The organism is Dysgonomonas sp. Marseille-P4677, from assembly GCF_016652235.1.
Lineage (GTDB): Bacteria > Bacteroidota > Bacteroidia > Bacteroidales > Dysgonomonadaceae > Dysgonomonas.
The window spans coordinates 102,536-118,865 of the sequence record NZ_JAEPKU010000003.1 but is presented as its reverse complement, the minus strand read 5'-3'; the positions used below and the strand labels follow the sequence as shown (position 1 = coordinate 118,865).

7 protein-coding genes are annotated in these 16,330 nt (G+C 36.5%); 5 read left to right on the top strand and 2 right to left on the bottom strand.

Translation table 11 applies throughout. The annotated features are described in order from the left end of the window. Positions 1-163 precede the first annotated feature (163 nt). From JGH11_RS01880 to JGH11_RS01860, 5 genes are all read left to right on the top strand, one after another. The gene (locus JGH11_RS01880; RefSeq protein ID WP_201109866.1) at positions 164-3,301 is read left to right on the top strand and encodes a TonB-dependent receptor; all 3,138 of its coding nucleotides are present in this window, start codon (positions 164-166) and stop codon (positions 3,299-3,301) included. 20 nt (positions 3,302-3,321) lie between these two features. Then, positions 3,322-4,887 (top strand): RagB/SusD family nutrient uptake outer membrane protein, encoded by a 1,566-nt coding sequence (locus JGH11_RS01875; RefSeq protein WP_201109865.1) that lies wholly within the window; start codon positions 3,322-3,324, stop codon positions 4,885-4,887. Between the two features lie 72 nt (positions 4,888-4,959). Next, positions 4,960-7,134: an alpha-galactosidase gene (locus JGH11_RS01870; RefSeq protein ID WP_201109864.1), complete on the top strand. Its 2,175-nt coding sequence runs from the start codon at positions 4,960-4,962 to the stop codon at positions 7,132-7,134. Between the two features lie 90 nt (positions 7,135-7,224). Beyond that, a complete protein-coding gene (locus JGH11_RS01865) occupies positions 7,225-11,904 on the top strand; it encodes an FG-GAP-like repeat-containing protein (protein WP_201109863.1) in 4,680 nt (1,559 codons plus the stop codon). A 17-nt stretch (positions 11,905-11,921) separates the two neighbouring features. After that, positions 11,922-12,788, top strand: a complete 867-nt coding sequence (locus JGH11_RS01860; RefSeq protein ID WP_201109862.1) for an outer membrane beta-barrel protein — start codon at positions 11,922-11,924, stop codon at positions 12,786-12,788. A gap of 84 nt (positions 12,789-12,872) precedes the next feature. Here JGH11_RS01860 and JGH11_RS01855 read toward each other — a convergent pair whose 3' ends face one another. Both JGH11_RS01855 and JGH11_RS01850 read right to left on the bottom strand, forming a co-directional pair. Continuing rightward, the gene (locus tag JGH11_RS01855; protein WP_201109861.1) at positions 12,873-14,471 is read right to left on the bottom strand and encodes an ATP-binding cassette domain-containing protein; all 1,599 of its coding nucleotides are present in this window, start codon (positions 14,469-14,471) and stop codon (positions 12,873-12,875) included. Then, positions 14,464-16,107, bottom strand: a complete 1,644-nt coding sequence (locus JGH11_RS01850; protein WP_201109860.1) for an ATP-binding cassette domain-containing protein — start codon at positions 16,105-16,107, stop codon at positions 14,464-14,466. The genes JGH11_RS01855 and JGH11_RS01850 overlap by 8 nt, the downstream gene beginning before the upstream one ends. Positions 16,108-16,330: the final 223 nt, after the last annotated feature.

Sequence of the window (16,330 nt, the reverse complement as noted above, 5' to 3'; positions counted from 1 at the left end):
GACTATAATAGAACTAAAATTGTATATTTTGACAATTCTCTACTCTGATGTTCAGAATAAAAGAAATTCATTTGTACTGAATCATAATATCCCGATATAAGGGATAACCTTAAAATCTTAAGTAGGATAGTTAACTCAAATTTTTAATACCAAAAATATTCTTATGGATAACAGAAAAAAAATTATTCTTTTGCTGTGTTGTCTTTTGGGAGTATCCTATCTGTCTGCAAATCATGTAGCTGCATCGGATAATAACACACGAAGTATTACGCAACAATCTACCCGGAAAATAACTGGAACCGTTTCGGACAATCTGGGACCACTCGCAGGTGTTACAGTGACAATACCCAATACCACAATTGGAACAATTACTGATATTGAAGGTCGCTATAGTATTGAAGTACCTGAAGGAGCTAAAATCCAATTTTCGATGATTGGTTATACATCTCAATTGATAGATACTTCCGGTAAAACAATTATCAATATTTCGATGGAAGAGGATTCTTTGGAATTAGACGAGGTAGTTGTTGTGGGGGCAGTCATGAAAAAGAGTGACTTGACCGGGGCACTGTCGCAAGTAGACAGTAGAGCTTTATCAGAAAAACCTGTAACTAATATTAATGCGGCTCTACAAGGGCGGGTGTCAGGGGTTTTTGTCAATCCGTCTTTTAAACCAAGTGATGATTCATCAGTGAAAATTAGAGGGACAAATACTATCAATTCTGGTTCTAATCCCATATATGTTATCGATGGAATGGTTATCGAAAATAATCAGGGAGGTTTTAATTCCATCAATGTCAATGATGTAGAGTCGATCCAAGTACTGAAAGATGCCTCCGCTACAGCTCTTTACGGATCGAGAGGTGCAAATGGAGTTATTATTGTCACTACTAAAAAAGGAAAGAAAGGAATAGGTAAAGCATCGTATGACGGATGGGTCGGTTTTACAACATTCGCAGATCGACCTAAGACAATGAATGCCCAGCAGCTTGGAGATCTTCGTATAGATGCATTTGCTAATGGATATTTGTATGAGAATCCGGGAGCAAACCGCCAAGATTATATCCAAAACACACTTTTACAACCCGGAGGTACTGCCTTCTCTCAACAGGAATTCGATACATATTTGTCGGGGAACAGTTATGACTGGTTAGATAAAGTGACTCAAACCGGGATAGAGCAAAATCATACGGTAAGTTTTTCGAATGGAACCGATAACGGATCATTTTATCTAAGTTTTGGTTATGCCAATGTAGACGGATTAGTAAAGGGAACAACACAAGAAAGATATACAGGGCGTATCAATGTAGAATACAATATCAAGCCTTGGTTAAAGGTAGGAACAAATACAGGATACAATCGATTAAGAGACAAAATTCCATCGGATGATGTTTTCAATAAAGCTATGTATGCTAACCCTATGTTAGATTATACTCCGTATATGGATCCGGCAACAAAATATAATGAAGAGTATCTAACTATCTATTATCGGGCACGTAGCGGAGAGAGTAATAATAACTACAACCCTTTTAACTCACAAGATGTTACCCGCAATAGAATACGAAATCGTATAACATCTTCCAACTTCGTAAATTTGAAACTTCTGAATATGTTTGATGTTCGAACTTCTTTGTCCATCGACTACGCCGATCAATCATGGTTCGAATATACCCCAAGTAATATTCAGGAATCGATAAGACATACAAGTGGTGACGCAAGAGCTAAACACGAAAGATGGAGTGATTTCGGATGGCAGTGGGACAATACAGTGTCTTTCAATCGTACATTCTCCAATATACATAGAGTATCCGGAGTATTAGGAATGTCTTCGAGCCAAAAAACAAGAAATTATACAAAAGCAGAAGGTCAACGATTCGCTAGTGATGGTATGTTGTATTACAATCTTGGAGGTGCGGCAGCTTTGGATAAAACAAATATTGACTCAGATTTTACAACGAGTTCATTGTTATCATATTACTTGAGGGCAACCTATTCCTACGATAACAAATATATGTTTACAGGTACGGTTCGACGCGATGGCTCGTCTAAATTTGCTTCAGACTACCGATGGGGTACATTCCCTTCATTCTCCGTAGCATGGGATATCGCATCGGAAAGTTTTATGAAAGAACAGACGATTTTTGATCAATTAAAACTTCGTGCGGGATACGGGGTAGTGGGAAATCAGGATATATCGGAATATGCGTACAGAACATTGTATAAAACGGTATTTAATATTAAAGATAATGATTACAGAGAACCATCTCTGAAAAATGATGGATTGAGAGGTACTGCAGACTTGACTTGGGAAAAGCAAAAACAAACAAATATCGGATTAGATATGATGTTTTGGAATTCCCGTATGAATATATCAGTCGATGCCTTTTATATTAATAATGACGATCTCTTACTTCTTCGTACACTTGCAAAATCTTCAGGTTATACAGATACTTGGCAAAATATAGGATCTGTGGAGAATAAAGGAATTGAGATATCGTTAGATGCGGATATTATCAAACAACGGGATTTAACATGGAATATAGCAGGAAATATTTCTTTTGATAAGAATAAAGTGAAATCGTTTTATGATGACGTAACAAGAATACTGAAAGTACCGGATCGTGAAGGAAACTTATTTCTTAACGAATCGTTAAATTCTATCTATATACTTAAGTCAGGAGGAATTGCTCAAACCTGGAATCGAAATATATGGCAGGGAGTTAACTATAATGGCAAAACAGTCGAATTAGGTGATCTATTTGCTTTAGACACTAATGGTGATAAAGTTGTAGACTATGATGATTATGTCATAGTTGGAAAAAGAGACCCTAAATTTTATGGTGGTTTCTCAACTAATGTAAATTATAAAGGCATTGGTCTAAATGCAATATTTACATACTCGTACGGAGCGAAAAAAATATCAAATTATTATGAATCGTTGTTGGGAAGTACAGGCACCGGTGTGGCTACAATAGATCTATTAAACAGATGGACTCCTGAAAATACCGATACCTCAATTCCTAAAGCTATTACTAACGCGAGTGGTTATAACAGATACAATCCATATGAATTAGACTCTTTTGTTCAGAATGCATCTTATCTGAAAATGTCTACATTAACCCTTTCATACACATTCCCGAAAAAATTGTTGACTCCTTTTTATTGTGAAAGTCTGAGGGCATATTTCACAGCTTCTAATTTGTTTACTATTACCCCATACAAAGGGATGGATCCCGAGTTTGGTGATTGGGGATACCCACCATCAAGGATGTATGTATTTGGAGTTAATATAACTTTTTGAAATAATTAATATTGAACATTATGAATAAGATAAATAAATACGCCCGGTTATTAATTTTCACACTATTAATAACATCTTGTTCCGGATTCCTGGATGAAGAAAGCAAGAAAAATCCGACAGAAGAAACTGTTTATTCTGATATTGAACTTATAGAATCGGTAGTTGGTGGAATTTACTCCTCATGGAACGACTTAAGGTCCGACGAACAGGGGCTGATTCTAATGATGGGAACTGACGAAGTACAGCAAGGTGCTTTTCAAATGAAGGATAATGCGCAACGGGGTAGTTTTGACCGTTTCGATGGGAATCTAAATGCTGACCTAAATATTGTTTCATCACAATGGGATGCAAGATGGCCGATGATAAATGAAGCCGCCAAAGTTATTCGGGGAATAGAATACAATTATGATTTGACAGAAGGTTCTAAAGCTGCGGAAATCTATGGAGAAGCCAGCTTTCTGAGGGCTTTTTTCACCTTCGAAATGACTATGTATTGGGGTGAAATTCCTATTAAAGATAAGTCCCGGGAAGCGGAACTAGGGGATGGACGTCAACCTTTGACCGATATTTGGAATTTTATAATCGCCGATTTGAATAATGCGGCTAAATTTCTTCCCGAAAGTAATGGAGTCGGACGAGCTAATAAATGGGCTGCATGGGCTACTTTAGGTAAAGTTTACATGTCGGCTCCGGAAGAAACCGGGTTGCGTGATTTTGGAAAGGCGATAGATTGCTTTGAACAAATGATGGATAAATATACGCTGGTAAATTTTGCCGATCTTTTTGACTACAATAAACCAAATACGGCAGAATCAATTTTAGCTCTCCAGTACAATAATGTTTATCCAAGCAATAATAAGATTCAATTTCAGGTTGGATCAAGAGCAGTTCAGTCATTTTTTGGAGATGGATGTTACTTTTCCGGATACGACAAGATAGTTCCTACAGAATTTGCATATGAGACTGTAGCCAATGAAGGACTATGGGAAGATGGAGATTTGCGTAAAAACGAAAGTATCCGCTACGATTTTACTTATAACGGTGTGACCCCCGACTATAGCAATATCCTATGGGAGGGCCTTGGAGCCGATCACGATGAATTAAAGCCTCATATTAAAAAATATGAAGATTATCGTACCGATAATAAATCAGGAAATGGGATCAATAATATGTGGTATTCAGGGAAAAACATACATATACTTCGCCTTGGTGACATAAAATTATGCTATGCCGAGTGCTTGAGTGAAACAGGGCGCGTAGCAGATGCAGCGAATGTTGTAAACGAAGTGCGAGCCAGAGCTTGGGGCGGAACTCTCCCTTCCGATAAAGCGTGGAGCAGTATGTCGAAAGACGAATTTAGAAATAGAGTGATGGACGAACGCATCCGTGAATTATTTGCAGAGTATTGGCGCCGTATAGATCTCATTCGGACAGGAAAGTATGTAGAACTGGTGAAAAAACGTAATAGGTGGACTCGCGAATCGAATAAAATACAATCATATCATATGAGATTGCCAATTCCGACTTCCGAAATTGAAAGGAATCCCGATATGACAAAAGAGAATCAAAACCCAGGATATAATTAATAATAAAAAACAAGTTTAGTTATCTCATTATTCGTCATTAGATTATCTAATGACGAGTAAAAATAATAGAATATGAAAAAGATATTTGTACTTATAATCGCGATTTTTGGAATAATAACAATAAAGGCCGAGCCTATAACAATTAAAATATCAACAAATGAAACTGATTTAGTTTTGCAAACCGCCGATAACGGACGGTTATTTCAACTTTACTTAGGAGAGAAACTCAAAAAAACGGAAGAGTATTCTAATGTTTCTTTACGTTCCCAGACGAATGGCATGAGTTGGGAGGTATATCCGGTTTCAGGATCGGATACTTATTTCGAACCGGCTTTTGCGATTCAGCATAATGATGGAAATCTTACAACTATATTAAAGTATGTGTCACATTCCAGAGAGCAGATAGATAGTAATGTTGATCTGACAACAATAATTCTGAAGGATGAGTTATATCCGGTTGAAGTAAAATTGTTTTATAAAGCTTTTCATGACGAGAATATTATTAAGTCTTGGACCGAAATTAAGCATCAAGAAAAAAAGGCTGTAACCTTAAATCAATTCGCATCATCGATGCTCTATCTTCGCAATTCGAGCTACCACTTAACAGAATATGCCGGAGATTGGGCTAAAGAGGTACGTGAAAGTTCGATAGATTTAAATTTCGGCAAAAAAATTATTGATACCAAATTAGGCGCTAGAGCTAACATGTTTACTCCTCCTTTTTTTACATTAGGACTAGATCAGAATGCAAAAGAAAATGAAGGAACCGTATTGATGGGAACATTGAGTTGGACAGGGAATTTTCGATTTACGTTCGAAGTAGATAACTTAAATAATCTTCGGGTGATATCTGGAATTAATCCTGATGCGTCACACTATCAACTTGAGCCAAATGAAGTATTCAAAACTCCGGAATTTGTATTCACTCTGAGTCAAAAAGGAAAAGGTCAAGGGAGCCGTAATATACAGAAATGGGCGCGTAAATATCAGCTTAAAGATGGCCAAAAAGGGCGAATGACTTTATTGAATAACTGGGAAGCTACATACTTTGATTTTGATGAGCCTAAGCTAACAGCTCTGATGCAAGAAGCTAAAGATTTGGGTGTTGATATGTTTTTGTTGGACGATGGTTGGTTTGCGAATAAATATCCAAGAAACAGCGATACACAAGGACTTGGCGATTGGGATGTGAATATGAAGAAGCTTCCAAACGGAGTGCACAATCTGGTAGATGTTGCAAATAAGACAGGTGTAAAATTTGGAATCTGGATAGAACCGGAAATGATAAGCCCTAAAAGCGAATTATTCGATAAGCATCCCGATTGGGTCATCATGCTTCCAAACAGAGAACCATACTATTTTAGGAATCAGCTTGTTCTAGACCTAAGCAACCCTAAGGTACAGGATTATGTTTTTAATATTATTGATAAATTAATGACAGAAAATCCGGACATAGCATATTTTAAGTGGGATTGTAACAGCCCAATAACAAATATCTATTCTCCTTATCTGAAAAGTAAACAGAACAACCTGTATATAGAATATGTAAAAAGCTTGTATAGCGTATTAGACAGAATAAAAGCCAAATACCCTGATCTACCGATGATGCTATGTTCAGGAGGAGGAGGTCGTTCCGATTATAATGCCCTGCAATATTTTACTGAATTCTGGTGTAGTGACAATACCGATCCTATCGAACGCATATTTATTCAATGGGGATATTCTCATTTCTTTCCCGCAAAAGCTATGGCGGCACATGTGACAAGCTGGAATAAAAATACAAGTGTAAAATTCAGGGTAGATGTTGCCATGATGTGTAAAATGGGATTTGATATAAACATTAAAGAATTGGGTGAGAATGATCAAATCTTTTGTAAAAATGCTGTTCAGAATTACAATAAAATAAAGAAAGTAGTATTTGACGGTGATCTTTACCGTTTAATATCGCCATATGAAAACAATCACGCCTCAGTAATGTATGTAAACGGAGAAAAAAACAAAGCTGTAGTATATGCGTATGATATATACCCTAGATATGGAGAGGACTTATTTCCAGTCAAATTGCAAGGACTCGATAATAACAAAATGTACAAAGTAAAAGAGATAAACTTGATGCCAAACCAAAAATCCCAATTGCCTTGTAACGAAAATTTATATTCAGGAGATTATCTTATGAAAATAGGTCTTGACATACTATCAACCAATCGTTTGACAAGTAGAATTATAGAAATAGAAGCGGTTAACTAAAAATAATATAATGATTTTGTATAAGCAAAATTTAAATATGAACATTCAGATTAAGTTTATACACTCATTAAGTATATAAATCACAATATTATGAGAATATTAAAAATAAAGAAAAACCTGATAGCATTCAGCTTATCTCTAGTATCATTTCTAGGGCTTAATGCACAGACCGGTTTCCCGGGTTTTACAGATGTAACGCCCAATGAAATACCTCAAGTTTTTAGAGGTAATTTTGTATGGGGAGACTATAATAATGACGGATTATTAGACCTCGTATCATTAGGTCGCGATCAGAGTTGGAATCAGCATGGGATATTAATGACTAATTCCGCCTCTGGTTTTAATAATATTACCGATTTACAAACATTGGGGTTGCAAGTGTCCGGTGTTTATAATACAGCATTTGCGTGGATAGATTATAACAACGATGGGAATCTAGATCTTATTTATATGGGAACTGTAGGAGGTTTCGGCTCTAACGACATGTTTATTCACTTGTATAAGAATAAAGGATCTAATGGGTCTTATAAATTTGAGTTAGTGAATAATACCGGCCTTGGTGCTGTGTACCCGGGAGAAGAAGGACAATATGCGGGTGTGATTACAGTAGGCGATTATAATAATGATGGATATCAGGATGTTCTGTTGACAGGAGAGGTTGATGGAGAAAGATACGTATCTCTTTATAAGAACAATGGCGGAAATGGAACGTTTACCCGCCAAACAACACTTGTTGATGGAGAAGACTTTGATAAGCTAAGTAGCGGGGGAACTGTTTTTGCTGATTTTAACAATGATGGTTACTTAGATATATTAGCTAATGGTTGGTACAACGGGGTTAATGATGCATATTCCTTTATGTATATAAACAATGGAGATGGAACTTTTAGTAAATCTAATTGGTCTCAGAGTATAGCACAATCAGGTCATACGCAAAAGGGACAGACTTTTGTGGGCGATCTTAATGGAGACGGATTCCTTGATATTATAACTAATGGGGAACGGAATGATGGTGGATCTTGGACAAAAAATACAGATGTATTCTTCTACCAGTCTCATTCGGGAACAACAATTAACTACGAACAGAAGAAAGGCGCAGATGTAGGCATCATACCGTTGGTAAAGGGAGGTGGAGATATGGCGGACCTTAATTCTGATGGTAAAATGGACTTTGTACTAGCAGGCGAAGGTAGTGTGAGTGGAACATATATTTATTTGAATAAAGGAGACAAAACATTTGAGGGGCAATCAAACAAAATTACAACTGTGCGATCTGGAGCGGTAGTAAGCATTGCAGATGCCGACAATGATGGTTTTCCGGATATAACAGTTATGGGAGGATGGCCTCCATCACTCAAAATATGGAAAAATAATAAAGATTTTCCTCAAAATACAAAGCCTCAGGCTCCAGCCAATCTCAAGTCTAAATTTTCGGGAGGTAGGTACGTATTTTCTTGGGATGTGGCAACTGATGCTGAAACCCCATCTATATCCCTTCGTTATAATCTATATATAAAAAAATCGAATGGAGAGTTGATTTCTGTTCTTCCTGTAGACATATCGACAGGTAAGCTCAAAATATCTGATATTTCGGGTGCTATAAATACGACATCCTATACTATAAATCTTCCGCACGACAATTACCAGTGGGGTGTACAAACCATAGATCAAGGTAAGCTTACCAGTGAGTTTGCAACTTCTACAACAGCAGATGATTCCAATGTCGCTTTTTCATATAATAATTGGGATGTTGTATACGACAAAGATACACATACGCTAGAATATCTCAACAAAGGGAAGTCTATTCTTCAAGGTGTATATGTAGAGGCAAAAGAGGATAATAGAGTCCTAAAAAGTAATAGTTACAATACTCCTTCACTTGAGGAAGAAAGTATTACAGACGATTTTGGAACGGGAAAAAAATATACTTTGACCTACGACGGACAAACCGAAATGCCTAATATAGAGCAGGTATTCTATTTCTATGATAGCAAAGATTATTTTCTGACTGAAGCTTTTATTAAATCGGAAAATAATATTTCAAGCAATTATATAGCTCCTGTAGTTACTAATACTCGTAACTCGTTTTTACAACAAAGCTCAAGCAATAGGATATTAACTATTCCATTCGACAATGATGGTTTTGTGCGATATGGCGCATATGCCTTAAATATAGATTCGTTGTCATTTGAAGTTACGGCAATATATAATGGTGAACAACGTAATGGATTAGTTATTGGATCGGTAGAGCATGATACTTGGAAAACCGGGGTACGCTTCTCTGCTTCCGATAACAGATACATTGATAAGTTATCTTGTTTTGGGGGAATTACTCATAAGCTGACACGTGATATAGGTACAACAAAAACAGAGCATGGTAAAATAAAAGGTAAGTCATTGAAATCACCTAAAGTGATGATCGGCTATTTCGAAGATTGGAGAAAAGGTCTCGAACAATTTGGAGAAGCGAATGCTATTATAGCACCTCCTCGTAAATGGGAAAAAGGAACTCCGTTTGGATGGAATAGTTGGGCCGGAATGGAAACGAATGTAAACTATGAAGGGGTTACCGACATCTCTGATTTTATAAAAGAACAGTTGAAGCCTAAAAGTTTTGACAGCAATACTGTATTCATAGGTCTCGACTCTTGGTGGGATATGAATTTTAATGAGCAGCAACTCATAGACTTTGTAAAACATTGTGAAGCAAATGGGCAGGAAGCTGGTATTTACTGGACTCCGTTTTCGGATTGGGGTGCAGACGGAGAAAGATCTCTTGACGGCACTAACGGGCAATATAAATACAAGGATGTTTATCTGTATTCAAATGGAGCTCCAATAAAAATAGAATCCAGAGCCTTAGACCCAACACATCCGGGGACTAAAATGTATATGCAGTATCAGATTAACAGATTTAAAACTTGGGGATTCAAATATATAAAACTCGACTTTATCAATAATGGAACTCTTGAGGCCGATTCTTTTTACGATTCTAATGTAACAACTGGAGTACAAGCCTACAATTATGGCATGAAGTATCTGACAGAGCTCTGCGGAGATGATATGTTTTTAGCATTATCTATAGCACCGGGATTCCCGGCGCAATATGGAAATTCGAGACGTATAAGCTGCGATACATGGGGCCAAATGTCGGAACACGATTCTCATACCGGTTATATGCTTAACAGTTTATCTTTCGGATGGTGGCTCGACAGAGTATATTCATTTAATGACGCCGATCATTTGATATTTCATGATCGTGATTCCAGGAATCTGTATAGTGAAGGAGAGAACCGGGCCAGAATAACTTCCGGGGCTATTACCGGATTATATATGCTGGGAGATAACATGAGCCTTAAAGGTACATATAAAGGCTCTCAGGCTATACGTGACAGAGATCTTAAGATTGCTACAAATGCAGATATTAATGCTATCGCTAAAATCGGAAAATCATTCTATCCGGTCGAAGGTTACAAAGCTGAGGACTATGACAAATCTGAGAATTTATTTACGTATAGCGACGCAACTTATACTTATCTCGTTGTATTCAATTTCAATAGTACTGGAACGTTATCAGGATCTGTCTCTCTAAACAGACTGGGTGTCGCGGCAGATTTGGTGAAAGGAATAAAAGAACTATGGACCGGAGAATCTGTTTCATTAGATGGAAGTTCCATTTCTTATTCTGTTCCAAGTAAAGACGCAAGAGTATATAGAATCGAAAAAGAAGTAGAGGTAATTACTGTTCCCAAAATAGTGCAACAACCGATATCGACGGAAGTATTTGTCGGAGATGATGCTACATTTAATATCGAAGCTACAGGAGGATCTCTTTCCTATCAGTGGTATAAAGACAAGATTAAATTAGCTAATGAAACATCAATATACCTGAATATCAATGATGCTTCTTCAGCTAATGCGGGCCAGTATTATTGCATAGTTTCAAATACTGAAGGAGAAGTCTCAAGTGACACTATCACCTTGAAAGTGTATACTGATGAAGTAAAAATAAAATCAATAACTGTCAATAATGTCATTCTGGATGATATTAGTACTGTATATGCCATGTGTGGAACGAATGACGTCAGTATAACAATAGAGACGGAAGATAATGGTTCGAAGATATTTTACAAGGGAGAAGAGGTCTCAAACAATACAATCTTAGAGTCGATAGGCCGTCCCGGTATACAAGATATTCCGTTTTCAATAAAATCGGATATTGATCCTGACATGGAAAAATCATATGTAATTAAAATTGAGAAGTATTTTGATTTTTCTCAATTAGTAGTTATAAGATGGAATAATACTATGATAGCTAACAATAATAGTTCTACTAATGGAGGGTTTAAGTTTTCGGATTACAAATGGTATAAGGATGGCTTGCTGGTTGGGAATAAGGCTAGTTATTCGGCCGGTCCTCGCAGAGATATGCTGTTAAGTGAGGATTCGGAGTATTATCTTCAAGTGACAACGACTGATGGTAAAAACTTGCGCACATGTGCTTCTCGGGTTACTCTCTCTAAATCTGAAATTAAAATGTATCCAAATCCTGTAGAGGCAAACGGAACAATAACTATAGAAATAGATGCGGATGAAGATTTAATTAAAAATGCAAAAATTGAGATCTTTAGCTTGAATGGAATGCCGATTAACAGTCGCAATATTGAGGGGAAATATAATTCGGTGAGAATGCCGGCAGCTCCGGGTTCTTATATAGTAAGAGTCGTTTCAAGCGGACTTACAGACAGTTCAACTATTATTGTAAAATAATAAAACAAGTATATAACATGTTTAATAAATATATAATAATGATGGCGATAGGCATATCTGCCTATGCTATTGCTCCTGCACAAAGTCTATCTAACCATGAGATTTCGGTATGGGGAAGTGGAGGCTTATCAACGCTGAAGAGTGATCTGAATGTAGGTGATTCAGAGAATAAAGCAGGGGGAGCCTTTGGTATTGGTTACAATTATCATATCAACGAAAATTGGAGCTTGCTCTCAGGTCTGGAAATGGCTTTTTATCATGGAGAATCTTCTATTAGTGAGTTCACAGATTCATATAATGCAAACGATGGGGAATTTGATTTTATTTATCATACATCCGCAAATAAATATAGAGAAGATCAGAAATCAGCATTTCTTAATATCCCCATAATGGCACAATTTCAAAACCATGCTTTTAACAGCACCAAGTATTATATAGCAGGAGGATTTAAGATAGGTATCCCTGTATCTAAAAAGATGACAGTGGAGAATGTCGATTTCGATAACTATGGATATTATCCGGAATGGGAGAATCCGATACAGGACGACCCTTATTTCATGGGATTTGGTTCATTCAAAAGTCAGAACAAAAAAGGGAACCTTGACTTAAATCTTGTATATATATTATCTCTGGAAACGGGTTTCAGGTGGCCTTTATCTGATAATATGAATCTTTATACCGGTATTTATTGCGATTATGGATTGAATGATATAAAGAAGAACGGAGAACGTCTTATTCAATATAATACAGCTCTTCCTGAAGATTATATCCATAACAGTATGTTGAATTCTTTTTATACGATCGATAATAATGAAGTGGAAATAACAAATAAAGTAAATTTATTTGCTGTTGGTCTAAAATTGAGACTTTCTTTCGGAATATAAGATTGTTATACAATAAATCTTTCATAAAAAGTAGCAGGCTGTTTCGATACGGAAACAGCCTGTTCTATTTTTAAATGCTCATTTTTAAATTCTTACGACTTTATCTGCTACACATTCAAAATCTTTCAGATGAGTGGCCATCAGAATAGAAATATCAGGATACAAGCGTTTGATATTTTGAAAAATGGCAATAGCATTTTCAGAACTAATTCCCGCTGTAGGTTCATCTACTACTAATAACTGTGGTTTTTTGAGTAGAGCCTGTGCCAGCAATAACTTTTTCCGTTGTCCACCACTTAATGTTTCACCGTTTTCTCCTAGCCAGCTATTCAAACCATCGGGAAGAGACAAACGCCAGCTCGTCAGATCAACGGTGTCTAATACTTGTTCAATCGCTTCGTCAGGGTATCCTTCGAAGTTTTCACGTAATGTTCCGGTTAGCAAATAGGCTTTTTGTGTGACGTAGATACACTCAGGTACAGGTAGATGTAAGAGTTCTGAATCCTCATTCCATATCAATAAGCCATTTTGGCGATATTCGGGATAAAAGAGACTATTCAGTAAAGTAGTTTTTCCTTTTCCTGTTTCTCCGAAAAGTGCAATCCATTCTCCTTTTTTTATCTCTAACGACATCTCAGAGGTGAGTACGGATGTCTCAGGTATTTTGGCACTCAGGTTCTTTAAGCTTAAGTTTTCCAGGGTGGAATGAATCTCCACTGTTTCTACAGGTTGTTCTCCTTGCTTTATAATAGTGTCAACATCTTTTATTTGATGGGCTACCGCACTTTTTTCCGATTTTCCTGAAAAAAGCATTTCTGCCAGTTCTGCTTGTGCCATGATACCGAAGAAAATACCGATTGCTGTCGGAGCATCTATACCATGATGACGTGAACTCCAAAGCAAAAATGCAGCAATATAACTAAATCCGAGTCCGGCAATAAATTGGAGCCAGAATGAATTAGTTTGCAGTTTATCTTCCAGTTGCTCAAGCTGCAACAATCTTTGCTCATACTGTTCGATAGCTTTCTCTTCCAAATTGTATTTCGATATTTCTATCCGGCCTCTAAAGCTTTGTATCAGTGCCTGATTATTATCCTCACGATGTATTTTTAATTCTCCATAGAGTTTTCTGTTTTTTTGAAAAATTAATTGAGGTACAATAAACAGGAGAATGGAGGACGAAATTAAAAATTCTATAGCTATAGCCTTCGAAAATACAGTGAGAAAGAAAAAGTAGATACTGAGAGAAAGTATTAGCGCAGTAAATGGCAAAATCCATAAAAGAATGTGATTTAATATTTGATCAATGCCATGCGTACTATTCTCAAGTAGTGTTGAGTTATTATTAACTTGCTTTTTAAAATAAGGAAATTTGGCTACCGATTGGAATATTCTCAATTGTAGGCTTTGTTGAGCGTCTAGCGTGGTTTTGTGGTTTTCCAAACGTTCGAAATACCTCATAGCAGTACGAAGGAATGCCATTAAACGGATAATGGCAGACGGAACTAAATACGAAAATGTGGTATTTGCAGTAATAAATACTACACTACAAATAGCCAAAAACCATCCCGAAATAGCAGGTAGTGCAATAAATGCTATAGTCCAGAGCAGTAATAGCAAAAAGCCTCGTAACCATTTGCCAGCTAAAGGCTGTAATATATATATTGTAATAAATTTATTCATAACTCATCTGTTCCCCCCAATTTAAATTAACAATTGTATCGGCAACATTGTCGAACATCTTTTCGTGAGAGGCGACAATAACTAATCTATCTTCAGCCAATTTCATAATTTGTGGTAAAATAATTTCAATAGTATCAACATCCAGATTCGCTGTAGGCTCATCCAGAATAGCTATTGGCCTTGGGTGTAGCATCATCCGTGCAAGTGTGACTAATTGTTTTTCTCCACCCGAGAGTTGTTTTCCATTGTGACTTAGTGTAGTTTGCCAACCGTCCTCTTTTTTAGCAAGAATTTTGTCCAGAAACTCAGGATGTTGACTGGACTTATCTTCTTTCTCAAGAAAAACGTTGTATTGCAATGTTCCGTCAAAAATGAATGGAAATTGATTCATGTAAGAAGAATTGGCTCTCAACCATTGTTGAGACCATTTATTTTCTTTTCCATTCACAGAAACTACTCCTTCTTGAACAGACAAACTTCCGGTGCATATTTTTAATAAAGTAGATTTCCCTGATCCCGAAATACCCTTTACCAATACCAGTCCTTTCAGAGGTAGTTTAAGATCGATATTGTGAAGAACTTTTACGGGTGAATCAGGATAAGCGAAATTCAGGTTGTTGATTTCAAAATTGATAAGTCCCTCATTTATATCAGTCGGAGTGCTATCAATATTTTCATTTAGTATAGGCATCAGTAGTTTTGCCGACGCCACAGCTTTGTTTCTATCATGGTAAGCACTCACAAATTTTCGCAAGTAAAAGAAGAAATAAGGGGCTAGTGTGAGCAAAAATAATGCAGTCCGAAAATTGTAACCCTTCCCATAGCTAGGTCCGGACATGATTCCCAGAAGGCTCATCCCCAGATATATTGCAACAATGGCAATACAGATTGTGACAAAAAGTTCCAGTACTGCCGACGATAGTATAGCTACCCTCATTACATTGGTAGTAGCTTTGTTTAATTCTTTGCTTTTTTCGGACAGAAAACGATATTGAGGTTTGAAGTTATCTAAATTGATTATTTCGGCAATAGTCTGAAGACGATTGTAAAATACTGCTGAATATCTTAAAAAGAGATTGATATGCTTTTTATGTAGGGCTTCAGCCCCTATGCCGATAACGATCATTTGCATCGGGATAACAATTAACGAGACCAAAAGGGCTATAGCCACCCATTTTTCCATCCAAAAACTAACTATCAACAACATACCACTAACTAGAACTGATGCTATTGCATATGGGATAAAAAAAGCATAGAAGGGTTTGAGGTCTTCACTAATTCTGGTAACATAGAGAGTGCCTGCTACAGAATCTAATTGGCTGTTATTTAATAATATTGGATAAAGTTTTTTTTTGACTTTGGAAACAATAATATTTCCTGCCTTATAATTAAATTGTGATGCAAAATGGGCAAAAATATATCTACCTGTAAGGAAGGCTAATGCATATAGTAATACATTAGATTGAAGCAGTCCGTTGTTGAGCCACGAAGCTGCAAATTCCGACAGATACCAGCAAAAAATAACAAAGCATCCCGCGCTTAAAATAGTAAGTAAAGAAGCTGAAATATATGCACCTTTCGCTTCAGCTATTTTTTTACTCAGCCATCGGGAAGCACTTTCCTGATTTGAACTCATTGATTATATGTGATTTTGATTTTCATTTTTTTTCAAATGAAAATAGGTGGGTACTATGTGAACAAAGTGGTTTTACTCTATTATCAACAAAGATAATTATTTCTCTAAAATAACCATAGATGCAGAGCAGTAATCAATAGTAGGATTATATATTTATTTGCAATCATTGGATTCAGTCAAAATGCCATTTTGTAAAGTATTTAAATCAAAATCATCAATTAAG